Below are 24414 nucleotides of genomic sequence, written 5' to 3' on the forward strand. Positions count from 1 at the left end.
TGTCAGTAGGCGTAATTTTTTGAACATCAGGAGGAGGATATATGAGGTTTTGTAGTGAATGTGGGAATCTGTTGGTGGAAGGGGCATTATTTTGTAGTGATTGTGGTACCCGAATTAATAAGCAGCATGAGAGCCAATCTTTTTCCTCAGATGAAGAAAATCAGCAAAGTAAACCGATACAAAACGATCAAGATGGGACACCGTCCCAAGAGGACCACGACAATAGACCTTTTGATTCAGAGCAAAATAACAACGTGAACGAGCCATTTAATAAACAGCAATATTTATCACAGAGTGATGAACCGCCAGGCCAATCTTCTTTTCACGGAACAAATCATCAAAACGTACCATCAGGAGGAGAACCCCCAGTTCAAAGTCCATTTCAAGGAATACCATCCGGACCTGTACCACCGAAAAAGCCAAGAAAACCACTTTCAAAAGGTGCCATTATTTCAATTATATCAGGTGCTGCACTCATTGTTTTGTTCATTGTGACGCATTTTGTACTAAATTATATTTTTTCAGTCGAACGTTTAATCGTTAATTTTGAAGATGCATTAAAGGAAAAAGATGTAGACACATTAGTTGACATGTTGTCAGCTGATCATAAAGATGTAAAAATTGATGAAAATGCCGTTGAAGCCTATCTCGGGTATTTTGAAGACCACTCGGATGAAGTGGAAGATGTCATTCGATCATTAAAAAAACAAGCAGAAGGACGAAAAAGTTCCGTTCATATGGCAAAACTTGAAAATGACGGGAAGTTTTTATACTTTGATAAATACAAAATCGTAGTGCCAACCGGGTATATCAAGGTCATGACAAACGTGGAGGGTGCAAAAATTTTTGTAAACGGTGAAGAAGTTGGAGTGTCTGATGAAGATTATTATGAAGGAACTTTTGGTCCTTTTATTACCGGAAAACATAAAGTGGAGGCCGTTTTACAAACGGATTTCTTAGAATTAAGCGCAAATGAAGAAGTCGTCATTTACGATGATGACAAATATTTTGCCGACCTTTATATTGAAGCTGAGGAGGTAGCCTTTTATGTTCCAACTGTCGATCCGGATGTGGATATTAAGTTGTTGATTAACGGTAAAGATGTCGGTGTTGATCTAACAGAAGAGGATGAGTTTGGTCCTGTTCTGACGGATGGTTCTATGACATATGCCTTTGAGGCTGAACTACCTTGGGGAACGGTTCGTACTGAAGAACAACCGTTAAAAGAAAATTTTATCGATGTTGTGCTTATGGATGAAACATTAAAGTCAAATCTCATGGATGTGGCCCATAACTATCAAATGGAATGGATTGAAGCGGTGACGAGTGAAAATTTAGATGCAATTACGCTGGGAGTTGAAGCCATAAAAGACAGTGTGCAAGTTACGATTGATATATTAAAGAGTGAAAATCTGGCTGTAAGTTTCCAATATTTATCGACAATCTTTGATTTAAATTCCTTTAACCTTTATTATGATAAAATTGATGAAGTTTGGGTTGTTGAACTAAATGCAAGAAGTACCTATCTGTATAATGAGTTTCCAGTTGGTCAAGAACCACCGGAATTAGAAGAAATGGAACAAGATCTTACTTATATTCTCATTTATGATGAGGAACAGGAAAAATGGTTGGTCGAGTATTATTTCGATACATGGTTGTTTAATGATGAAAATACAGAAGAAATGAAAGTGGACTCCCCAGAAACATTCACAGCGAAATGGGCAAACTAAAATGTTGAGAATAAGGGGGATCTGAAGCAGCAATGATATAGCCGAAGATGTTATCTTGAATTTGAGCTGAACCTGGTTTCATACCAGGTTATTTTTTTAAAATATTGCCAGTGAAAATGGTTTTATCGTTAGTGTAAGAAAAACATCATTAATGAAACAAAATATACCGCCAGTAAACAAAAATATGTATCTATAGAACCTCTAATACCCACAACTATTGAACCGGGCGAAATCGTTTGCCCGGTTTAAGCGATCGATCGATGCATGACATGACACGAACTTGGTCTTGTTTAACTTTGACTCACTTTTTTGCGAAGTTCACGTATCACGTTTCGATGCCATAATTTCACTGTTTGATAACTAACACCAAAGAACTCGGCAATTTCTATTAACTTTATGCCTTTAAAATAATATAAATCAATGATTTGCTGTTGTTTTTTAGGAAGTGATTTTAACAGTTCTAAAAGCTCTACCATTTTAATATTGTCTTTGTTTTCCACAACGGAGTTGGCAATCACCTGCCATTGATAGTCATCGACAAACTGTTCTCCTTCTTCCTTTATTCGATTTTTATTTAATTCTTTTAAAATAGCACCGCGAATATAATGATATGCAAATGTTCCAAAATTCCCTTTCTCAGGATCGTATGCCCGATAGGCATCCCATAATCCGATGAGTCCGGCTTGATAATATTCTTCAAAGTTTTTATAAATGTTGAGCTTACGAATAATGGAATAAATGATCGGCTTCATGTCAGTCACATGTTTTTCAAAATCCTTTGTTTCGTCTTTCATATACTACCCTTTCTGAAAGACGCGCCTTTCCAATTATTCCCGGGTACTTACAACATAAGCATTGTCGCCATTTTAGTCGAATTTCGTTTTCAGCCGAATCCTAATGGTTTAATGTGGAAATGGGGAAGGATGTGGTATAAAAGTGAAGAACTACACATAAAAAATTAACGATATAATGGAATTTTCTAAAAAGTTTTACAATAGACAAAAAATGAATTTTATCCTGTTTTTATAAATTTTTATTAAATTTGTTTCAAAAACTGAGGGGCTATACTATCTTAATTTGTGATAAAATGAACATTGAAAAATAAGGAAAAAATCCCCATTTTACAAAGATATTCTAGTTTGTTATATTGGAAATGAAAATGTTATGAATTTGAAATATATAAGTAACTAGTATTGTATAAACTATATAGGTACTAATGGAAAAATTTTTCTATCACGTCGAAGAATAATTGAAATGTGTTTATATAAATGAAATGTCAAAATTTAGGAAGTAGATTAGAGGAATTCTCTACTTCCTTCCTTTTTTCAGGCTTTCAATAGTTTAGGAGGACAACCATGAAACATTGTCAGAAATGTGGCAGGCAAATTCAAGAGGGTACGGTTATTTGTAGTGAATGTGGAACTCCTCTTAACGAGGCGACATCTGCCAAACAATCAAATAACGGAGTTCACAATTCTGTACCTGTGGCACCACGAAATCACTTAATGACTAAAAAAACGAAAATTCTATTATTCTCATGTTTATTTACTATTATTCTATTAATTGGATTACATTTATTTTTGCAAAATTTGTATTCACCAAATGTAATGATCAAAAATTTTGAGCAAGCTTTGATTGATGGTGATGTGAAATTTGTTGCTAATCTTCTTACGCCTGATAATGACAAATTAAAAATAAATGAGGAAGCAGTGCGCGGTTTTGTAAAATATTTTAAAGAAAATCCAGATAATATTCGATCAACTGTGTCGAGTTTAGAAGAACAGCTGAAAATATTAGAACATCAAAATCCCAAACAAGAAAAGGATACAACTCATACAGGGATGGTTTATTTAGATAAGGATGGCAAGTTTTTGCTTTATGAACGATATAAATTGGTCGTAAATAGTGTATATATCGAAATGAGTACAAATTATCAAGATACGATTTTGACTGTTGATGACAAGGAAGTTGGTAAAGCGGATTCTGACAAGTTTTCTAAAAAGTACGGGCCATTTGTCCCTGGTATCCATACCGTTAAGGCTAGTTTAAAAACGGATTATGTTGATTTATCAACAGAGAAGGAAATTTTATTAGATGGTGATTCAAAAAATGTTCCTGTTCATCTTTATTTAGATGGCGATTCGGTAACGTTTGATTTAGGTGACTATGACGGTCATGCTAAGTTGTTTATTAACGGAACTGATATTGGCCAAGATTTAGTGGAGGATTCAACCTTTGGTCCCATATTAATCGATGGCTCCATGTCTTTTTCTGTTGAAGCGGAATTACCTTGGGGTACGGTTAAAACCGATGAATTACCAATTGATAGTGAATATATAAAAGTAAATTTTATAAATGAAAGTCTAAGGAAAAAATTAATGGAGACTATTCATACATTTAACAGTGAACGTTTTCTAGTTAGAACAAGTGCGGACGGCAGTAAATTAACAACAGCGACGGAGGAAGTGAAAAACGAGTTACTTGCCCTAGCTGAATATGACCAAGAACGAAACTATGTATTAAGAGTGAAACATGTATCCACGACCTTTGACCTAGATTCTTTTGACCTTGAGTATGTACCATCGGAAGACAGCTGGTATGCTTATGTGACTGCAAAACCAATTTGGGAAAGTGAATATTATAAGAAAAATTATGGTTCTGTTGGGTTAAAAGAAAATGCGGAAGTATATCATTATGCCTTAATTTATCATGCAGTTCGAGGAAAATGGTTAATCGATACCGAAAGTTATTCGGAGTCTTTTAATAATGAAAATACGAAAGAGCTAACGGTTGAAGAACCTGTCCAATATATTTCTGGATGGGCGAAGTAATTATGACCTCCTGATGAAAGGGAGGTCTTTTTTTATTTCAAATGATACATATTAACGGATTCACTTTGATTTTCAAATATTTTGTAAAAAAACAATTGTATTTTTTTAGAAATTGTTTTAAAATGTTCACTATAAATAAACAAATGTACATACAAGAAAGACATAGAGATTGTTTTGGAAAAAGGGAGGAGCTACAAAGATATGAATGGCAAAGTGAAAATCGGTCTAATGGGGTTAGGAACAGTTGGAACTGGTGTCGTCCGACTTGTCGAATCTTTTCAAGAAGATTTATTTAAGCAAACAGGTTCATCGCTTGAGATTAGTCGTATTTTAATTAAAAATCCAGATAAAAAAAGATCGATCTATGTACATCCAGATAAATTAACAACCAATCCAGACGATCTCATTTATGATGATGAAATTGAAGTTGTTATTGAAGTAATGGGTGGAATTGAACCAGCCAGAACTTATATTTTAGAAGCTTTTGAGAATGGGAAACATGTAGTAACTGCAAATAAGGATTTACTCGCTGCCCACGGTGATGAATTGTTAAGAAAAGCAGCGGAAAAGGGCTGTGACTTGTTTTACGAAGCTAGTGTTGCTGGAGGAATCCCTATTTTAAAAACGGTTGTTGAAGGTTTTTCTTCGGATCGCATTACACAAATTATGGGGATTGTAAATGGAACGACAAATTATATTTTAACGAAAATGACACAAGAAGGACTTCCTTTTGAACAAGTTTTACGAGAAGCACAAGAGTTAGGCTATGCAGAACCGGACCCAACCTCTGATGTGGAAGGGCTAGATGCAGCACGAAAAATGGCGATTCTTGCTACTTTAGGCTTTCATGTTGGTATGAAGTGGGACGATGTAGCTTGTAAAGGGATATCTGAAGTGACACAAGAAGATATTCGATATGGTAAACAGCTTGGATATACGATGAAGTTAATTGGTATTGCCAAACGGGATGATGATTGTGTCGAAGTGAGTGTAGAACCAACTTTTGTAGCTAATTCCCATCCGATTGCGAATGTTAACGATGTATTTAATGCGGTTTATGTTTATGGCGAAGCGGTTGGAGAGACTATGTTTTATGGTCCAGGAGCTGGGGAGTTACCGACAGCGACAGCGGTTTTATCGGACCTTGTGACGGTTGTGAAAAATAGCAAACTAGGCATTAATGGTCGGGAAATGGCGTTTCCATATCATGAAAAACGACTGAAGTCTCCAGAACAAATATTTGCGAAATATTTTGTCCGGCTCATCGTACAAGATGAAAGTGGCGTATTAGCAAGAATTGCTAAATTGATGGCAGAAAACGAAATTAGTTTGGAAAAAGTTTTACAAGAACCGTATGGAAAAGAAGATGCAGAGTTAATTATAGTGACGCATTCAGCTTCGAAAGCTAGTATTGAGCGATTTTTAGAAGAAGTTCAAGAGTTTCATATTGTAAAAGAATTGAAGAGTTGTTATCGTGTGGAAGGCGGCGAATAAGATGACAGGAATTTTAGAGAAATATCGAGAATATTTACCGGTAACAGATAAAACCCCGATGATTAGTTTACATGAAGGAAATACGCCGTTGATTCGGGCGAATCAATTATCAGATGAGTTAGGTTTGGACCTTTATTTTAAATATGAGGGATTAAATCCGACGGGATCCTTTAAAGACCGCGGAATGGTGATGGCTGTTGCAAAAGCTGTTGAAGAGGGGAGCCAAGCCATTATGTGTGCTTCCACTGGGAATACATCTGCAGCAGCTGCCGCCTATGCTGCGCGGGCTAATTTAGATTGTTTTGTTTTAATTCCTGAAGGGAAAATTGCAATGGGCAAGCTTGCCCAGGCTATTATGTATGGAGCGAAAGTGATTTCAATTAATGGAAATTTTGATGAAGCGTTATCGATCGTTCGCGAGATTACAGGCACAAAACCAATTACGCTTGTAAACTCAATTAATCCGTTTCGCTTGGAAGGACAAAAAACGGGAGCTTTTGAGATCGTAGACGAGCTAGGAGATGCACCGGATATTTTGGCTATTCCAGTAGGGAATGCCGGCAATATTTCTGCATACTGGAAAGGATTTAAGGAATATTATAAAGATGGTAAATCTGCCCGATTACCACGGATGTTTGGTTTTCAGGCAGCCGGTGCAGCACCATTAGTGAAAGGTGAAGTTGTTAAGAATCCAGAAACGGTAGCAACTGCCATTCGCATTGGTAATCCAGCAAGCTGGGAGAAGGCTGCAAATGCGTTGAAAGAATCGGACGGTCGAGTGGATGCGGTAAGCGATGATGAAATTTTACAAGCACAAAGTTTGTTAGCAAAATCGGAAGGGGTGTTTGCAGAACCAGCTTCAGCAGCATCCTTGGCAGGAGTGATTAAAGCTCGTGAAGCAGGTGTTATTCGTGAAGGTCAACGTGTTGTTTGTATATTAACCGGAAACGGCTTGAAAGATCCAGACGCGGTGCTAAATCAAAGCGTTGACTTAATTACTGTAGAAAGTAGTTATGACGAAGTTTTGAAGGTTTTGTAGTAGGAAAAAAGAATAGAAGAGCAATCTAAGAGAAGAAAAGAAGAGAGACGTTCAAGGAGAAGGTAGGAAATAATAGAGACGCATTCAAGGACAAGATTCGGTGAAAGTTATCCAAGAGACAAAAGAGGGGATCTCGTGGACAAAACTTAGTGGAAGTAGGTAGAACGGTCCATGGGAAGGCGTCTCGAAGACAAAGCGCTGAGAATAATAGATCGAACTGGGAAGGGTTGTCGAGTCCAAAACATGGAGGAAAATAGGGTGAACTGTCCGTGAGAAAGGATCTCTGAGACAAAACGTGTTGGAAAATAGCGTGAACTATCCATGAGAAGGGTTGTCGAGGCCGAAACATGGAGGAAAATAGAGAGAAATGTCCGCGAGAAAGGGTCTCGAGGCCAAAATGCGTTGAAAAATAAGTAGAAATGTTCGCGAGAAAGGGTCTCGAGGCCGAAACACGGTAAAAAGTAAGGAAAAATGTCCAAGTGAGCGTCTTCTAATCAATGCTAATAGACATGCCTATAAGGAGTCTCTCAGCAAATGTCGCGGGTCTTCCTTATATGGAAACAATACCTCCAACTATTTTAAAATAATAATCAGGAGTCGTTAAATATGAATGATTATGAAGTCGTGGTAAAAGTGCCTGCCAGCACAGCAAATCTAGGATCTGGATTTGATTCGATAGGTATGGCCTTGCAACGTTATACAACTGTAAAAATGAAACTAGCAAATCAAACGAAAGTTAATCTTATCGGTCAACATCAACAAGGATTGCCGATGAACAAACAGAATCTAATTTATCAAGCTGCAGACTATCTTTGCAGACAGGCAGAAATCGAAACTCCACAATTAGAAATCGAAGTAGAAAGTGAGATTCCATTATCTAGAGGATTGGGCAGTAGTGGAGCAGCGATCATTGGTGGAATGGTGGCCGTAAATACACTTGTTGGTACCCCTTTTACAAAAGATGAGATTTTTCAATTGGCTAGTGAATTGGAAGGGCACCCTGATAATGTAGGAGCATCCCTTTTTGGTGGTGTCCTTGTAGCTGCTAAAAATAAAGAAAACAAGTTTACTTATGTGAACTTCTCACCTCCAGAACAATTAAAAGTTGTTGTTTCTATTCCAGATTATGAATTACAAACGAAGGAAGCAAGAGGTGTCTTACCTGAACAATATTCCCGTGAAGATGCAGTTTATGCCTTGAGCCATGCAGCTCTTCTTTCGGCAGCACTAATGAGGGGTGACTTCAAAGCAATGGGAGAAGCTTTAAATGATCAAATCCATCAACCATATCGGAAACATCTTATACCAGGTTTCGAGGAGATTTTAGAGAACGGAAAAAATTATGGAGCAATTGGTGCAGCCATTAGTGGAGCAGGACCAACAATTATTGCTTTTACCTCTCAAAGTAGCGAGCGTCTGATCCTGTATATCAAGCAAGTCATGGAGAAATACAACGTAAATGCCCAAACAATAGAAATACCAATCGATTATAATGGTGTGGTTTGTAAGATAAATGAACGGACTTTTGAAAAATTAGAAAACTAGGTGACGTTTATTTTCCAAGTAAAAAGGAAAGCAGTAAGGTAGCTTTCCTTTTAAAAATTTCCTAAAAACATTGTGCTAAAATTAATCATCTGTTTTCGTTTTCAGTTGTGCTTCCAACTCTTCAACCTGTTTTTTTAGTTTGTCAAATTCTTCTTTTGTCACGAAATCATGATCTTTTAATGTTTGTTTTACTTTTTCTTTAATCGAGGCTTCAAATTTACTTTGATATTCTTTCCCTTTTTTCATTAGTTCGTCAACGATATCGGCAGACTCTTCCTTTGCGACATTGCCTTTTTCAACAAGTTCGTCGACTAATTTTTCAATTTGTTCTTTACTTGCGATTGCTGCTCCAATCCCAAGGGTAAACATGCGATCTAAAAAGTCTTTGATATCCATTGAAATCCTCCCTTTGGAAACTTCCTTTCTTTCATTATACAACCATTTCAACATGTTATTCATGACAATAAAGGTACAGTTATATTCTGCCTTATACGATATGCAATACGATTTGAACTTAATATATTTGAATATATAAAAAAGGCAACCTTCAAGCAGGTTACCTTCGGCTTTATTTCACGAGTGTGTCTACAGTTTCAGCAAACCATTTACCTAAAATGCGACAATTTTCCAGTTCATCTGGGTCAGGATCGAGTTCGATTTTAAATCCTTCATAGATCAATTCGGCTCCTTGTTTTTTCAATTGTTCCATCATGATGTCAACTGCAATTCCATTATCGCCATATATGGAGTCAAAAGAACCGAATACGATTGCTTTTTTACCCGATAAATTCACATTCTCTAAGTCTTCGTAGAAGTCTAACATTTCATCTGGCAATTCGCCGCCGCCCCAAGTATAGGTGCCAACGAGAATACCGTCATAGTTTTCGAGCTCTTTCGCATCAAAATCATCAGACTCTTCCATTCGCACGTCATAGCCAGCTTTGCGGATTCCTTCTGCAAGTCCGTCTGCCATAGCTTTTGTATTGCCAGTCATGCTTGTATATACCATAATGAAATTTGCCATCATTCAAACCTCCTACATCTATTATCACCTTTTTTTAGGGAAAAAGGTAATCATTTGTTTGGAAGTTTGCCCCTATTTATGAAGAAGATTTTTTAAAAGATATTGGATTTTTTCAATGAGCATCGTCTTAGCTTCTTCTTCGATCTCAAGTTCACGAATTGTTTCCACCACCGTATTCATCCAAAGTTCGGCACCTTCACGACTCATTTGAAAAGCATGACTGCGATTAACACGATTTGTATGTTCATTTGCAGCTTCCGTGTTGGCAAGTTTATATAAAAATTCTCGCTGTCTATTCTTTAAATTTTCAACATTCACTTCACGTTTTGAGAAAAGTTCAATAAAATATTGTTCTTTTGTTAACTTGTCATAGAATCGGTCAACCAGTTCATTGATTGACTCTTGCGCAATCATTTCAGTCATGATCATTCACCCCTAATAATAGATTCTATGATAAGTATAATGGAAAGTTTTGCACTATTAAGTGATTTAGCTCACAGTGTCGAGTTAAAGCAAATTGAACACCCTAATTTTGAAGGAATCGTAGAGATGTACGAACGAGATCTATTTTCTGTACTCAGAAAAAGGAAAAAAAAATTAAAGGTAGAAACTACGTAAACATGATGATTCTTGGAAGAAACGTGACATAAGCAATGTACAAGTTTGTGTGTTGGTTGCCATGGACGATGGTAAAACTACCTTTTCCGAGATTTAGGAAAGATCAATTAGACACCATTGAGTATAGGCAAATGACCGATACACGGATTCTTAGAGTGCAACATATGCTTCTGAAACAATTCAAATCCGAGAGTAGGATGCGTGTCCCAAATTATCATAGAAGACAATACAACGATTTATTTTACTTGGTTTCAGGTTAGAAGTATCCATCACCAAAGTGTTGAAGTAACAATGAATCAATGATTAGTAAAAAGAAATTTTTGATATAATCAAGTTAACTAAATGTGCTGTATAACTGCTGCAGCTTAATTAACTAATGTGAAAGGGGCTGGTTAGTGAAAGAAGAAATAGCTAAAAAACTTTTATTTGATACAGTGATCAAATTGGAGGGAAAATGATGAATTTTTTTGATTGGAAAATAGAAATGGAAGACAGTTTAAAACCTTATATAGATATTGAAAATAAAAGAATGGCTATTCTTACAACTGAAGATGATGAAGTTCATATAGCTTTAGAATTTGATGAAAACAATAATTTAGTGATGCATCCAAGATGGAATATAAACATTACAATTTTGGGTGATAAACATTTCAAATTCACTACGAATTCATAAAGATACTCTTCAAGGAACGGGTGCATTAGTTGAAGAAGCCGTTATTATGAATAGAACTTTTAAAAAACAGAAAATTCTTCTGAACACCCTCAATAGAAAGAAGTTGATTTTGAAACTGCCAGTCAGCTTGATACATGTTTTGAGAATGTGTCTGAGGGTTGTCGCTGCTCATTAAAAAAACGGACTTCAATTAAGAAGTCCGTGAAAAATTTAAGCCACTTTTTTTAATCTAATCTCTTTCGGCCTTGTTTCTGGTAATGTCGGAATTAAGAAGCAATAAACACTTGCCACTGCAATAAAGAAAAAGAGTGATGGTACATAACCAAAATTACCAAGTATGAAGCTCCAAATAATGTTAGCAATTGTTTGTCCCGCATATGCGATGGCCCAAAAAAGACCAAACATAATGGTTAACTTTTGTGGCGTCATATTTTTTAATTCATGTGGTAAGTTCAAAAAAATTGGATATTGTACGAACATGAAAAATCCAGAAATCGTTAATAAGATGTATGAAACGACTGGAATTGCGTTAGCAAAGGCTAATGCAAGAGCAAAACTTGAAACCATGCAAATTCCTACGATCAATAAAGTTGGTTTCCGTGGGCCACCTTTATTTCCAATGGCAATCCCTGCTAACGTCCCGACAATGGCACCGCTAGAAATAAATAAGTTTGTAACAGAACCGTTTAATAATGTATATTGGTCGAAAATGTTTTTAAAACTGACTAACGATAATACATATAAAGTTAAGAATGACGCAAATGCTAGGCCAAAGCGCCAAATGAAACCGTCTTTAAAAGCTTGTTTATACCCGTACGCTTCAGTATTGCCTGTTGGTTGTTCTACTTTAAAGTCCTCAGCTCCCAACAGCCATATAATAAATAAAATAACCGTAATGGATGCAAAAAAGGTCATGGTTAATTTCCAATCCGAAACGAGTTGCTCAGCAAATAAAGTGAATAACACGGCAACGATAAAGGTTCCGATATTGTAAGTTGCTGTATTTGCGGCATTGATCCCCAATTTTACTTTTTGATTAGCAATGTAGTTTGATACAAATGGGTTCATATAAACAATAATCATTGATCCACCCATCGCCATAATCATCCGTGCAAAAATATATCCCCAATAATTTGGAATATAAATAGCAACAAGTCCCATCATGAGTAGACCGATTGACAATCCTGCTGCTTTTTTCGGTCCAAGTCGCATAATCACGACTGCTGCTAAAATATTAGCAAAAACCCGTGCGGTCGTAATGGAATAGTTGACGACTTCAGATATAAGTGGATCCACAGGACCGCCGAAAAATGTATTCGTGATTTGCGGTGTTAAGGATGAACCTGCTACCCAGTTCATGACAAAGGTAACGTAAGCAAGCCATAAAACCGCAAGCATTAAGTAACCCCGTTTATTTTGTCCTTTAGTGTTCATATTTTCACCTCATAGTTTCGGCTTAAGAAAGCTTTCGAGAAATTTTGTGATACTTTTCACATTTTCTATATTCAAAATAACAGGTTGATCATTGGCATTCAACTCCGTTCACAACTTTGTAATAATGAAAGGGGATTCAATCTTGAAGTTTTTGTAACAATAAAGTTCAGTAAGTTTGGGGAGTGAAGTGGAGTCAGAAACTTAGTAGAATCCGTGTCTAACAAGTGTGTTCCTCAAACGGACTGAAAGCAGAAATTCAGTTAATCTTGTGGAAAAAGTGTCTTCAATGAGGTTATGAAAACAGAAATCCGGTCAATCTAGTGGAAAAAGTGTGTTCATCGTTGTTATAAAAACAGAAATCCGGTCAATCTAGTGAAAAAAGTGTGTTCATCGTTGTTATGAAAACAGAAACTCAGTTGATCTTGTGAAAAAAGTGTGTTCATGAGCGTTATGAAAACAGAAATTCAGTTGATCCAGTGGAAAAAGTGTGTTCATCGTTGTTATGAAAACAGAAATTCGATTGATCTTGTGAAAAAAGTGTGTTCATGGGCGTTATGAAAACAGAAATTCGATTGATCTTGTGGAAAAAGTGTTTTTAATGAGGTTATGAAAACAGAAATCCGGTCAATCTTGTGGAAAAAGTGTCTTCAGAGAGGTTATGAAAACAGAAATTCAGTTAATCATGTGGAAAAAGTGTTTTCAGAGAGGTTATGAAAACAGAAATTCGATTGATCTTGTGGAAAAAGTGTGTTCATAGTTGTTATGAAAACAGAAACTCAGTTGATCTTATGAAAAAAGTGTCTTCATGGGCGTTATGAAAGCAGAAATTCAGTTGATCCAGTGGAAAAAGTGTTTTCAGAGAGGTTATGAAAACAGAAACTCAGTTGAACTTGTGGAAAAAGTGTTTTCAGAGAGGTTACGAAAACAGAAACTCAGTCGATCTTATGAAAAAAGTGTGTTCATTGGAGTTATGAAAGCAGAAATTCAGTCGATCTTGTGAAAAAAGTGTTTTCAATGAGGTTATGAAAACAGAAATTCAGCTGACCATGTGGAAAAAGTGTGTTCATTGGCGTTATGAAAACAGAAATTCGATCAATCATGTGGAAAAAGTGTCTTCATTGGCGTTATGAAAACAGAAATTCGATCGATCTAGTGGAAAAAGTGTTTTCAGAGACATTATGAAAACAGAAACTAAACCGATTCCGAGTAAAAAGTGCATTCATCGACCACACGAAACCAAAAACAATGGTAGTTTCATACAAAAAGTGTGTTCATCGACTTTATAAACAAAGACTACCCTCGTTTCAAGCAAAAAAATGAGTTCATCTCCTATATGAACGCAGAATCTCAGTTCGTCTCAATATCAAAGTGCGTTCAAACGGTTGATGAACTCCCATTTCAAATATATATTCTACAGATCTATTCAATTTCAATCCCTCGAATGCCCTCTAACAACATATCCTGTTTATTTTGACCAATTAAGTAGAGCTGGTGCATTGGTCTTGTCATGGCGATATACAATAATTTTAAATCAAGTTCATCACGAGTATAGGTTTCATCCATTACAACAATCAAAACAGCGTCAAACTCTAAACCTTTTGCTAAATAAGATGGGACAATCACGATATGATCGCTTTTAATTTCTTCATTTTCTTTTAATAATTGAATTGGTGGTTTCGACTTATCTGTCAATAATTTTCTTATCTTCTTGCATTCATGGTCTGTTTTTCCAATAATTGCGATGGATCTGTAACCGGCTGCTTTAGCTTTCCCAATAGCATCATTCATGATCTCCACTAAGTCAAGAGTGGAATTGTATTCAATATATGTTGGCTTCTTGCCATGGCGCACAACGGGTTCAACTCTCGGCAAGTCTTCTTTCATTAAACTTAAAATTTCGTTAGCCACATTCATAATCTCTATCGTCGTCCGATAACTTTTTTGTAAGGTCACGTAATTGGCTTCAGGAAAAATCGCTTTCCGTAAATATTCCCAAGACTTCAATCCCCGGTACGAATGAATACCTTGTGCCAAGTCACCAACGATCGTAAACATCTCCGTTTCGAGTCCTTTTTTCAAAGCGTACAATTGAAAATAACTGTAATCTTGGGCTTCGTCGATGACAACATTTTTTGCTTTAAATTGTTTATCAATCCCAAACAATTTATGTTGCATATAAAAGAGTGCAGCTAAGTCCTCCCATTCAACTTGGTTATGAGCAAGCAAGTTTGCATTATATTGAAACATGAACTTTGCTTGTTCGTTTGTGAGCAATCCTTCGCCATATTCCGCAAAACGTTTAAAATCGGCAAATAGTTCCTTGTAATAGCCGATAAGCGTATTTCGTTTAATTTTCCCCATATAACTTTTAACCGCTGTTTTAATGCTATTTTCAATTTGTTTCAATCGTTCATCCTTCGTATCCATCAATTGAACAACTTTTGTTTTCCGCTTTTCTGCATTCCGAATGTTGAGTGCACGGTCGAGTTGTTCATCGTATTTTTTGGCCAACTTGTCAAAAATTACTTTTTTCTTTTGACGGACATCGGTTTGTAACACGTTTTTAATTTTTTCGAGCCGTTTATAATATGGAAGATAATTGTAGTCTTTTAAAAATAGATATTGTAATCGTTTTCCAGTAATTAATCGATATTTATCTAAATAAAAATCGTCCCGTGGACAAAGTTCACTACGAAGATCTTTTAAATAACGGTCGATCAGTTTTGTATATTTTAGTGAACCTTTAAAATAAGATAGCCATTTCACCATTTGTTCATCTTCAATTTCATGGTTAATCAATCCTATTAGTTTCTTTTCTGGTTTCGTCACTTTCACTTTTTTCCCGATGCATTTGCAAACAAAATCTACATATGTTGTCTGCCGAATTTTATCAACGCCTAATTCTGGTAAAACATCAGCAATATAGCCGATAAACATATGGTTGGGGGCAATGATCATGAGTTGTTCGGGTTCGAAACGGTCGCGGTATCGATAAATAAAATAGGATAAGCGATGGAGTGCAATTGTTGTTTTCCCGCTTCCAGCGGCTCCTTGAACGATGATCGGTTTATTCAAATCAGCTCGAATTACACGGTTTTGTTCTGCTTGTATTGTGGTGATAATTTCGGTTAAACGGGTATCAGCTTTGCCGGACAAAGCTTCTAAAAGGAGTTCATCGGCGGCCATCATATCGACATCAACAAAATCAATGAGCTTTCCGTCTTCAATACGAAATTGTCGTTTAAGAGAAAGATATCCTTCGATTTCACCTTCATTACTTTCATAGGAAAGTTCACCGAGGCGGCCGTCGTAGTAAACATTGGCAATGGGGGAGCGCCAGTCTACGATTATCGGTTCTTGTGTTTCCCGCTCATACAGGGAAGTTTTCCCAAGATAGTAAGTATCTGTATAGTTTTGACCTTTCCTTTGGAAGTCAATTCTCGCAAAGTAAGGCTTGCCCATAATTTTGTTCAGCGTATCCACTTCTTTTATAGCCATTTCTAAAAAACGTACATTAGATAGAGCGCTTGTATAGCCTAAACTACTGTCTTTGTCATTTAGTTGGGAAAGGGCTTCTTGGACGTTGCCTTTGACTTCACCCAATTTTTCCTTTGCTTCTTTTATAATGAGTTCCATATATTTTCTTGTATAAATCAAATGTTGTTCTTCTTCTTGAAAGGCGGACATCTCACATTCCCCCCTGTCTTTGCGAATTTGTCTGAATTTTTAAGATAGCATAAACAAATTTAAATGTCTATTCCTATTTGGAATTCGGGTCTTTACCATAAATTATTGAATGACTAGGACAATAATCGGCTGGCTATGTTAAAATATGGAAAAGTAATTTTGGAGGAATGAGATGCTTAGATCGAGACGTAGAAAACGAAAAGTTGGACCATTGCTTGGAGCAGGTATACTATCGGTTATCATTATTGTTGTATTAGTATTCATGAATTTGCCGGAACAAAAAGCAACGATGACAAAATGAAAGTGAGTCTTCATAGTAAAAAAGCTCAAACGAGAATTCTAAGTAAGTTATATGAATTAGATGAAGAAAAACTAAGTGCATATCTCGAAGGGAATTTAAATGGGGAAGAACTTGAATCGATGAAAGAGGGAGAAGTAGAAGAAGTCGATTCGGTTGTGATAAATAAGGAGAATCATCATACGGCTAATACTAGTAAACGTTTCTCAACACCTTCAACATCAAATAACTTGAGTCATCGTTCTAGAAAGGTAGATAAGGGTTCGGAAACAAGTAAGCGTGATCATAAAAAACCAACGAAATCAAAAGAACCAAATCCACCGGCAGTAGAGGAAGAACCTGAAGAACCGAAACAAGAGGATTCAACACCATTGGAACCAAAGGATGACCTAAATTTAGAGCCAGATCCAACACCAGCAGATCCTGTCCCAAATCCGGAACTGGATCCAGCGCCACCGGAACCAGAGACTGAACCGAATGCAGCGCCACCGGCACCTTCTAATCCTCCTAAAGCGAACGGTGAAAATTGATTCAGATATAACTTAACTAAGTTTAGCCTTTAATTCATTGTTTTTTATAAGGAACAAGAATTTTTCACATTTTACTCTTTACCGTTTCTGGGTTAAATAAACTTTTAGGGGAAGAAGGCTGCTGAAGTAGAAGGGGGTCTTTTTGCAAGTTGAGGTAAGCTCAAGCAAGTTTGAAGTATATTAGTGACTTTTTTGGGATTGAAACATTTTGTTCAAACTGTGGACGGTAAGGGCTTTCTCAACAATTGGTAAATTCTTGTCTGCCCTTCTTTTTTAGATAAAAGCGATACGTTTTTCTTTTAAAATAAGTTTGATTGTATTAAGCTTCATTAAGTAGTCAATATTCACATATGTGTACTAAGGAGCGATTCCATTGGTCGTAGCAGATTTTATTCGTAAAATAGATCCGATCTTAATTCAAAATGATCCAATTATGCAGGAAAATGTTCTACATATCATGAGGGAGTTTCCTTATGCGCCTGTCGAATGGACCAATCGGTTATTACAACATGCGATTGAATCTGAAGATAATCGTATTAAAATTATTACAACCGTTGGTTCCCTGCCCTTTAATGAAGAATCCGTAAAACCTTTACTCAAGTTAACAGACATAGTTGATGAACCGAGAAAATTTTTACTTGTACGTTTAGTAAACAGATTAAAGCCAGAATCCATTGTAAAATATGGAGAGACTCTTGTTCAAAAGCAGTTAATTACGAGGGAATATATTGATTATTGTCGCTTTTTATTAGAAGGGGAAGAAGAAAATCTTTGGAAACAATATCGTTCATTTTTAAATCAGTTAGATCATGCAAAACAGTTTGATCCCTTTCTTTTTCAATTAACCAAACAATTGGTTTCGATCATGGTTGAAAAAGGGGTATATGAACCACAAAAAGTAAAAGATCACATTGAAAAGAATTTAGAAAAAGATTGGTTTTCTTTTGAAGGGATCATGGCCATTTTTGCGGCAGGATTCCTTCAAGATGAATCGATGATTCCACACCTAGCAAAACTATTAGCTTCTGATGATTATCTTGTATTAGAGACGGTCTTAGAAGCATTACCACATTTTCAAAGTGAAGAAGCGGTATGTGCGGTGGTACCTTATGCGAAGAATCATAAACATTATATTTTTGCCTTAGGTGTATTGAAGCAAATGAAAAATGAAGCAGCTGAAAAAGCGCTTATTCAATGTTATGATGATGCTAAAGCTGATGGCAAAATTATGTGTATTGAAGGGTTAGTTGGCCATTTATCTTCGAAAGCTTTTCCGTTAATTGAGGATTTTGTAAAAAACGGCTATCAAACTAGTGTGCTAAATGCAGAAGAGTTATTTTACTTTTTTTATACATTAATGAATCAAAGTCATCCGTTACTACCAAAGTGGAAAGAAATAACAGTAACAAGAGAAGAGGAGTATTTACAAAGATCAAAAAATGAAGAATTGCTTTTTAAGAAAAATGTTGAAAAGAAGGTCAAAGTGGGAAGAAATGATCCTTGTCCGTGTGGAAGTGGCAAAAAGTATAAAAAATGTTGTGGTAAATAAGGATTCACTCAAAAGAACATGTTGGGCCATGCTTTCTCCGTGTCCTCATTAAACGGTGGCATGGCCCTCTGTCTTTATACGTATTGGACTTGTTTACCAGTTTGTTTTTCTACAGCTTTCATATATTCGATTTTTTGTTGTGGTCGGTTGCGGACTTGTTCATCTGCATGGTAAGAAGAACGGACGAATGGTCCTGCTTCACAATGGGTGAATCCTTTTTCTAATGCAATTTGTTTGAGTTCTTCAAATTCGTCTGGATGATAGTAGCGAACTACATTTAAATGTTTTTTCGTTGGTTGCATATATTGACCTATTGTAAGAATATCTACATCATGGGCTAATAAGTCATCCATCGTTTCGAGTAACTCTTCTTTTGTTTCTCCAAGTCCTACCATTATGCTTGATTTCGTTGGTGTTTCTGGTGAAATTTCTTTTACCCGTTTCAATAATTGTAGGGAACGGTCGTATTTTGCAATTGCACGAACCCTTGGCGTTAGTCGACGAACCGTTTCAACATTATGGTTGAATATATCTGGTTGTGCATCCATTAATGTATGTAAACTCTCATTATCCCCTTTCATGTCAGATGGTAACACTTCAACGGTTGTAGCTGGATTTTTTCTCCGAATTGCACGGATGGTTTCAGCAAACACAGCAGCTCCACCGTCTTTTAAGTCGTCACGAGCTACAGCAGTCACCACTACGTGTTTTAAGCCCATAACAGAAACGGAATCAGCAACCCTCTCAGGTTCTGCCCAATCCAGTTCCGTTGGGCGCCCCGTTGCCACCGCACAAAACCGGCAAGCCCGTGTACAGACACTACCTAAGATCATAAATGTAGCCGTGCTACGTTCACTCCAACATTCATAAATATTCGGGCATTTTGCCTCTTCACAAACGGTATGTAGACGATTGTCACTAACTAGTTTTTTAATATTTTTATATGTTCCTGTTGTATTAATTTTAATTTTTAACCATTCCGGTTTTTTCACGTGTTCATACTTTGGCAATGGTTTCACGCTCCTTTGAAGTGTACAAATTCCAAGTATCTGTGGCATATTTCGTTTCAGCCAATTCCTTTACTTCCGCCCATTGTTCATCTGTCAATTCATACGGTGTTAACGAAATGCTTAATCCTTTGGCAAATCCATTTTTAAAAGCTTCAACCATTTCTTCATAGGTAAAAGTTTTACCTGTTACTTCTTGAATTGTTGTTGCTTTTTCTGTAAATCGGACCTTTCTCCGTTCGCGCATTTTTTCAGATGAGAAGGCAAATAGATCAAAAAGCAAATCATTATCCATCGTGATTGGTAGTGATCCGTGTTGCAAGAGGACACCCTTTTTTCTTGTTTGGGCATTCCCGCAAATCTTTTTGCCGTCAACTAGCATTTCATAAAAGGATGGTTTTTCAAAGCAAATAGCTGAGCGATCATTGTCGAGTTCTCGTTCAGGAATAGCAAAATCTGCATCTATGCCTAAATTTTTATATCCTTCTAAAACTCCTTGTGTTAAAACATAATAGGCTTTCGTTACAGACTTCGGAATGTCGGGATCATTTTCTGAAATAACGAGACTGTAAGTCAGTTCATCTGCATGTAAAACAGCGCTACCACCGGTTAAACGGCGTACAAATTCACAATCATGTTTTCGGATTCCTTCAAAATTAATTGTTTTGGCCCGTTGGAAATAACCGATGGATAAAGAAGGTTTATTCCAACCGTAAAACCGTAAAGTAGGTGGAATTTTACCCTCACTTTGCCAATTTAGCAAACATTCATCAAATGCCATATTGATTGCTGCACTGTGGTAGCCAGTGTCGAGTAATCCCCAGTTCGTTTCCAAAAAATCGCCACCTTTTTGTAAACTATAAAACTTTCCTTTTTAATTCGATTTGAAGTACTTTTTAGAAAATTTCATTCATACGATACTATTTTAAAACTTTTTTTATCAACATAATTTATAACTTGGTTTTTTAGTAAAAAATCGTATGAAAGGGGATACATTTTGCATATACCGGGTTTTTTGCTATTTTACAAAAGTAATTTTCGCTTCCCCGATATTCGTATACGTAACGGTATAAGTTCCTTCTTTTACAACAGGAGGTGAAATAAATGTTCCGGAAGATATGACCATCCCTTTTTTTAGTTGTTTATCATGTTTTGCTAGTTTTTGAGCAAGCCAAATAACCGCATCAACGGGGTTCCCGAGTACAGCGGATGATACACCTTCTGCAATTTTTTCATCGTTATGGAAGAGTTCCATTTTGACATTTGCGAGTTGTTCATAGGTTAATGGTTTGATCACATCCGATATAACGACAAATCCAGTAGCGGTATTATCGCTTAATAGATCCGCTAATTTGAAGTTTGGAAACCAATTAATATAACGGGCGTCAGGAATTTCAATCCCTGCAGCAAGTTTACTTTTTTGTAAAACTTCATTCACATCCGCATCAGGTGACAGGTCCTCTTGTAAAATAAACATAATTTCCGTTTCGATTAACGGGGAGAAAAGGTCAGAAAGTGAAAGAGTATCACCGCTTTTTATGAGATTCGTAGTAAGTAAGGTTCCGTAGGCAGGTTCATTAACTCCAGCAATTGCTTGGGTTTCGGGAGTTGTCATACTAATCTTATAACCGGCAACTTGTATGTTTTGACGTTTACATTGTTTTTTTATGAGTGCATCTTGGATGGCGTACCCGAGATCTTCATCGATGTCATATTGATCGTGAATAAAGGGAATTGGCTCCTTTGTATCATATGCATGCAATATTTTTTCTACGACTTCTTCAATAACATTCGACACTTTGGCAGGCTCCTCCTTTTGTTTGTAAAACTTTACATGAATCATATACAAATTTGGAAGATTGTGCAAATAATTAATGTTTTCTATTTTGTAGGGAAGGACGGAAGAATAAGATAAGAAAATAGCTAAAATATTTTTTGAAAAGTCAAACAATATGTTATTTATTTTGTGGCAGACAACATGAAAAAAACAACTGCAACAATTTTGCCAATGTGAATATACTCAAGTTTCAAATTGTGGCGGTGTTTTTGTTATCTATTAAAAATAGTAGGGCTTCAAAAACTGTGAAGCCCTATTGTCACCTACAATTTTTCACTCCGTTTTTGCGTAAGAAACCGTTCTGTTATTGGTTTTGGAAAACTGGCAAGTAAAGCACCTACTATGGATATACTGCCCCCGATTAAAGAGATAATGGTTACCGTTTCATTTAAAAGAATGATACCAAATAATAGAGTACAAACCGGCATTAAATTCATAAATGGAGCAGAATAGCTAGCTCCAACTTGTTGAACCCCGATCTGCCATGCGATAAAAGCAACTACTGATGCCAAGGTGCTAACATAAACTACGGCTAGCCAAGTTTCAAGTGTCATCTGTATATGTTCCACACGAACGGTACCAATACAACTTATTGCACTTAAAATAGCACCGTAAAAAGATGCCCCTGTTATAAACGTTAATGGATCAAATTTGTTACTGTATTTTTTACTGAGAGCCGTATAGATGCCCCATGAGAGGGAAGCCAAAATAATTAATATTCCGCCGAACCAAGATCCAGCTTCTTCTGCATTTGACTTTCCTAAAAATAAAATAAAAACACCTATTACCGAAATAACAGTGCCAATTAGGCCCTGCCGAGAAATATTCTCTCTTAGTAAGACAATGGCAAAAAGCAGGATTGATATGGGGGTAAAGGCAGTGATCATTCCGACTTGGGAGGCGGTAAGATAGTTTAATCCCCAATATAATAACGTTGAAAAGATGAAAATGCCGAAAAAGCCTGAGATAAAAAATTCCTTCCAGTTTAAAATTAATCGGATTCTTTTCTTTTTATAAAAGAGTATAGCAAAAAGTATTATGGTTGAGATTACCCAACGGATGGTGTTGAGTAAATGGGGTGGAAGTGCATCAGCTAAAAATCGTCCACATATGTAATTACCAGACCAAAGGACAATCGCCATTATTAAGTAAAAAATACCTCTTTTCACCATTGTCCCCCCTAATATTCGAAACTATTAAAATCATATTATTAGGAACGCGAAATATTGTCAATTTTTAAAAATTAACCGCGTGTCAATTTTTCAATTCTTATATTATGAATTGTAAAAAAAGCATGTACCCTAAATAAGTACATGCTTTATAAAAAGGACCCATTTTTATGGGTTCCAACAACGTTATTCCTTTTCTGTCTAAAAGCCAACTTATACTTACACTTTTCATTACATATTAGGTGTGATAAGCTTATCTTGAGATTCACTTTCTTTCATATAAATAATTTTAAAACCTGTGATGGCAAATAAAATGCTGATAATCGGTACAGCAAAGTTTAATATCGCGTACGGTGCATATTCTAGAGGACTGACAAGTAATGTGGAAGCGATAAATACCCCGCAAGTATTCCAAGGAACAAATGGTGAGGTAAGTGTTCCACCGTCTTCAAGGGCACGGGATAGGTTTTTCGAATGAAGCTGTTTTTCTTTGTATGCTTCTGAGTACATTCGTCCAGGGAGCAATATTGATATATATTGTTCAGAAGCAACAACGTTTGTGAAAAATGATGAAAGAACGGTACTAGAAATTAAACTGCGTGTGGTGCTGGCAATTTTTAAAATTTGTCGCACAATGGACCGCAACATTCCTGTTGCTTCCATAACCCCGCCAAAGGCCATTGCCACTAACGTCATAGAAACAGTGTACATCATTGACTCGATACCACCACGATTAAATAGTTCGTCAGCCAACTCATTTCCAGTTTCAATTGAATAACCGTTATGTAAAACATTAACAGCTTCCGCTACACTGCCTCCTTGTACAAATATATGACATAAAAATCCTAAAATAAGACCAACAATTAAAGCGGGTAGTGCGGGAGTTTTTTTCACAACAAGTAATATAACAATAACTGGAACGAGTAATAACCATGGTGATATGACAAAGTTTTGTTGCAAAGCAGTAAGAATCGCTTGAATATCTTCATTATTCATGTTAAGGGAAGCAAATTGTTGCCCGATCAAAAAATATACAATTAACGCGATGACTAATCCGGGTACCGTAGTATAAAACATATGTTTGATATGATCAAAAAGATCAGTACCAGTAATTCCAGATGCCAGTAAAGTTGTGTCTGAAAGCGGTGACATTTTATCACCGAAATAGGCGCCTGAAATAATCGCACCCGCCACCATTGGTGCAGGAATTCCCATACTAATCCCAATTCCCATGCCAGCAACACCCACTGTGCCCATAGTTGACCAAGAGCTACCAATTGATAATGCTACAATTGCACACAAAATACAAATGGTCACTAAAAATAAGGAAGGTGTAATCAACAATAATCCGTAGTAAATCATGGAAGCAATAATTCCGCCACCAATCCATGCACTAATGATCATCCCGACCGTAATAATAATGACAACCGCTGGTAAAGCAAGTCGAATCCCTTTATATATCCCTTCTTCAATTTCTTTCCATTTAAACCCAAGTCGCCACGCAATAAAGGCAGCAATGATAGATCCGACAATTAACGGAACATGGGGCTCACCTTCAAAAACAATAATGGTGACTGCCATAATTATAATCATGCTAATCACAGGAATTAATGCTAGAAAGAATGGAATATTTCTATTTTTTACATCCATTCCAATCCCCCCTTAGTAAACAATTGTTATAACTCTAAAAAGTATAGCTCTATGTGCATGATTTTAGTGTAAATTGGAAAAATTTTCAAATTATTTACATTATATTTATTATTAAATCAATATATTAGAATAGTAACTTACATATAAAAAGATGTTTATTTATTGTATATATGCTGTGATGATGTATAAAATTTTGTGTAAGCAAATTTCTAGATAAATAAAAATAGGTAGGGTATTCTCAGATTTGCGACCAAACAAATTGAGAAAGGATGACCCTACCTATGTCTAGTAGTATACCT

General features: G+C 36.3%; 20 protein-coding genes. 9 read left to right on the forward strand and 11 right to left on the reverse strand.

What is annotated here, in order from left to right:
* Positions 1–41: 41 nt before the first annotated feature.
* Positions 42–1730: a zinc ribbon domain-containing protein gene (locus OEV82_RS07430; RefSeq protein ID WP_263061492.1), complete on the forward strand. Its 1689-nt coding sequence runs from the start codon at positions 42–44 to the stop codon at positions 1728–1730.
* Positions 1731–2020: 290 nt separating this feature from the next.
* On the opposite strand, the gene OEV82_RS07435 is transcribed toward OEV82_RS07430, so the two are convergent.
* Positions 2021–2524: a sigma-70 family RNA polymerase sigma factor gene (locus OEV82_RS07435; RefSeq protein ID WP_173657816.1), complete on the reverse strand. Its 504-nt coding sequence runs from the start codon at positions 2522–2524 to the stop codon at positions 2021–2023.
* A 561-nt stretch (positions 2525–3085) separates the two neighbouring features.
* Here OEV82_RS07435 and OEV82_RS07440 point away from each other — a divergent pair.
* The 4 genes from OEV82_RS07440 to thrB all read left to right on the forward strand — a co-directional run bounded on the left by OEV82_RS07440 (position 3086) and on the right by thrB (position 8639).
* A complete protein-coding gene (locus OEV82_RS07440; RefSeq protein ID WP_263061493.1) occupies positions 3086–4561 on the forward strand; it encodes a zinc ribbon domain-containing protein in 1476 nt (491 codons plus the stop codon).
* 201 nt (positions 4562–4762) lie between these two features.
* Positions 4763–6055, forward strand: a complete 1293-nt coding sequence (locus OEV82_RS07445; RefSeq protein ID WP_263061494.1) for a homoserine dehydrogenase — start codon at positions 4763–4765, stop codon at positions 6053–6055.
* 1 nt (position 6056) lies between these two features.
* Positions 6057–7094, forward strand: coding sequence for a threonine synthase (gene thrC, locus OEV82_RS07450; RefSeq protein ID WP_263061495.1), 1038 nt, complete (start codon positions 6057–6059; stop codon positions 7092–7094).
* 606 nt (positions 7095–7700) lie between these two features.
* The gene (gene thrB / locus OEV82_RS07455) at positions 7701–8639 is read left to right on the forward strand and encodes a homoserine kinase (protein ID WP_263061496.1); all 939 of its coding nucleotides are present in this window, start codon (positions 7701–7703) and stop codon (positions 8637–8639) included.
* 81 nt (positions 8640–8720) lie between these two features.
* On the opposite strand, the gene OEV82_RS07460 is transcribed toward thrB, so the two are convergent.
* From OEV82_RS07460 to OEV82_RS07470, 3 genes are all read right to left on the reverse strand, one after another.
* Positions 8721–9035 (reverse strand): phasin family protein, encoded by a 315-nt coding sequence (locus tag OEV82_RS07460; protein WP_173657944.1) that lies wholly within the window; start codon positions 9033–9035, stop codon positions 8721–8723.
* Positions 9036–9207: 172 nt separating this feature from the next.
* Complete coding sequence (locus tag OEV82_RS07465) at positions 9208–9663, reverse strand: flavodoxin (protein ID WP_173657945.1); 456 nt, start codon at positions 9661–9663, stop codon at positions 9208–9210.
* Between the two features lie 72 nt (positions 9664–9735).
* Positions 9736–10086 carry a protoglobin domain-containing protein gene (locus OEV82_RS07470; protein WP_263061497.1) on the reverse strand — a complete coding sequence of 117 codons (351 nt, stop codon included), beginning with the start codon at positions 10084–10086 and terminating at the stop codon, positions 9736–9738.
* A 652-nt stretch (positions 10087–10738) separates the two neighbouring features.
* Here OEV82_RS07470 and OEV82_RS07480 point away from each other — a divergent pair.
* The gene (locus tag OEV82_RS07480; protein ID WP_263061498.1) at positions 10739–10954 is read left to right on the forward strand and encodes a hypothetical protein; all 216 of its coding nucleotides are present in this window, start codon (positions 10739–10741) and stop codon (positions 10952–10954) included.
* A gap of 210 nt (positions 10955–11164) precedes the next feature.
* Here the strand turns inward: OEV82_RS07480 and OEV82_RS07485 are convergent, their stop codons facing one another.
* Positions 11165–12388 carry an MFS transporter gene (locus OEV82_RS07485; protein WP_263061499.1) on the reverse strand — a complete coding sequence of 408 codons (1224 nt, stop codon included), beginning with the start codon at positions 12386–12388 and terminating at the stop codon, positions 11165–11167.
* Positions 12389–13807: 1419 nt separating this feature from the next.
* Positions 13808–16075 carry an RNA polymerase recycling motor HelD gene (gene helD / locus OEV82_RS07490; RefSeq protein WP_263061500.1) on the reverse strand — a complete coding sequence of 756 codons (2268 nt, stop codon included), beginning with the start codon at positions 16073–16075 and terminating at the stop codon, positions 13808–13810.
* A gap of 172 nt (positions 16076–16247) precedes the next feature.
* On the opposite strand from helD, the gene OEV82_RS07495 reads away from it, so the two are divergent.
* The 3 genes from OEV82_RS07495 (at position 16248) to OEV82_RS16090 (ending at position 18452) form a co-directional block, all read left to right on the forward strand.
* Complete coding sequence (locus OEV82_RS07495) at positions 16248–16376, forward strand: hypothetical protein (RefSeq protein WP_263061501.1); 129 nt, start codon at positions 16248–16250, stop codon at positions 16374–16376.
* The gene (locus tag OEV82_RS07500) at positions 16373–16903 is read left to right on the forward strand and encodes a hypothetical protein (RefSeq protein ID WP_263061502.1); all 531 of its coding nucleotides are present in this window, start codon (positions 16373–16375) and stop codon (positions 16901–16903) included. Before OEV82_RS07495 ends, OEV82_RS07500 begins: the two co-directional genes overlap by 4 nt.
* Positions 16904–17276: 373 nt before the next feature.
* The gene (locus OEV82_RS16090) at positions 17277–18452 is read left to right on the forward strand and encodes a HEAT repeat domain-containing protein (protein WP_317634306.1); all 1176 of its coding nucleotides are present in this window, start codon (positions 17277–17279) and stop codon (positions 18450–18452) included.
* A 74-nt stretch (positions 18453–18526) separates the two neighbouring features.
* On the opposite strand, the gene lipA is transcribed toward OEV82_RS16090, so the two are convergent.
* The 5 genes from lipA to nhaC form a co-directional block, all read right to left on the reverse strand.
* Positions 18527–19462: a lipoyl synthase gene (gene lipA / locus OEV82_RS07510; RefSeq protein WP_263061503.1), complete on the reverse strand. Its 936-nt coding sequence runs from the start codon at positions 19460–19462 to the stop codon at positions 18527–18529.
* Entirely contained in the window at positions 19449–20294 is an 846-nt protein-coding gene (locus tag OEV82_RS07515; RefSeq protein ID WP_317634307.1) for a lipoate--protein ligase family protein, read from the reverse strand. The genes lipA and OEV82_RS07515 overlap by 14 nt, the downstream gene beginning before the upstream one ends.
* Before the next feature lie 183 nt (positions 20295–20477).
* Entirely contained in the window at positions 20478–21257 is a 780-nt protein-coding gene (locus tag OEV82_RS07520) for a 2-keto-4-pentenoate hydratase (protein ID WP_173658617.1), read from the reverse strand.
* A gap of 302 nt (positions 21258–21559) precedes the next feature.
* Positions 21560–22465 carry a DMT family transporter gene (locus OEV82_RS07525; RefSeq protein WP_263061504.1) on the reverse strand — a complete coding sequence of 302 codons (906 nt, stop codon included), beginning with the start codon at positions 22463–22465 and terminating at the stop codon, positions 21560–21562.
* Between the two features lie 231 nt (positions 22466–22696).
* Positions 22697–24115, reverse strand: coding sequence for a Na+/H+ antiporter NhaC (gene nhaC / locus OEV82_RS07530; protein ID WP_263061505.1), 1419 nt, complete (start codon positions 24113–24115; stop codon positions 22697–22699).
* Positions 24116–24414: the final 299 nt, after the last annotated feature.

It is taken from the genome of Pallidibacillus thermolactis, assembly GCF_025660415.1.
GTDB lineage: Bacteria > Bacillota > Bacilli > Bacillales > Caldibacillaceae > Pallidibacillus > Pallidibacillus thermolactis.

Coding starts and splice junctions, on each gene's coding strand:
- thrC (WP_263061495.1), top strand. CDS start 6,057: ATGACAGGAATTTTAGAGAAATATCGAGAATATTTACCGGTAACAGAT.
- nhaC (WP_263061505.1), bottom strand. CDS start 24,115: ATGGATGTAAAAAATAGAAATATTCCATTCTTTCTAGCATTAATTCCT.
- OEV82_RS07460 (WP_173657944.1), bottom strand. CDS start 9,035: ATGGATATCAAAGACTTTTTAGATCGCATGTTTACCCTTGGGATTGGA.
- OEV82_RS07445 (WP_263061494.1), top strand. CDS start 4,763: ATGAATGGCAAAGTGAAAATCGGTCTAATGGGGTTAGGAACAGTTGGA.
- OEV82_RS07485 (WP_263061499.1), bottom strand. CDS start 12,388: ATGAACACTAAAGGACAAAATAAACGGGGTTACTTAATGCTTGCGGTT.
- OEV82_RS07435 (WP_173657816.1), bottom strand. CDS start 2,524: ATGAAAGACGAAACAAAGGATTTTGAAAAACATGTGACTGACATGAAG.
- OEV82_RS07500 (WP_263061502.1), top strand. CDS start 16,373: ATGAAAGTGAGTCTTCATAGTAAAAAAGCTCAAACGAGAATTCTAAGT.
- OEV82_RS07495 (WP_263061501.1), top strand. CDS start 16,248: ATGCTTAGATCGAGACGTAGAAAACGAAAAGTTGGACCATTGCTTGGA.
- OEV82_RS07480 (WP_263061498.1), top strand. CDS start 10,739: ATGAATTTTTTTGATTGGAAAATAGAAATGGAAGACAGTTTAAAACCT.
- OEV82_RS07470 (WP_263061497.1), bottom strand. CDS start 10,086: ATGACTGAAATGATTGCGCAAGAGTCAATCAATGAACTGGTTGACCGA.
- helD (WP_263061500.1), bottom strand. CDS start 16,075: ATGTCCGCCTTTCAAGAAGAAGAACAACATTTGATTTATACAAGAAAA.
- thrB (WP_263061496.1), top strand. CDS start 7,701: ATGAATGATTATGAAGTCGTGGTAAAAGTGCCTGCCAGCACAGCAAAT.
- OEV82_RS07430 (WP_263061492.1), top strand. CDS start 42: ATGAGGTTTTGTAGTGAATGTGGGAATCTGTTGGTGGAAGGGGCATTA.
- OEV82_RS07465 (WP_173657945.1), bottom strand. CDS start 9,663: ATGGCAAATTTCATTATGGTATATACAAGCATGACTGGCAATACAAAA.
- OEV82_RS07440 (WP_263061493.1), top strand. CDS start 3,086: ATGAAACATTGTCAGAAATGTGGCAGGCAAATTCAAGAGGGTACGGTT.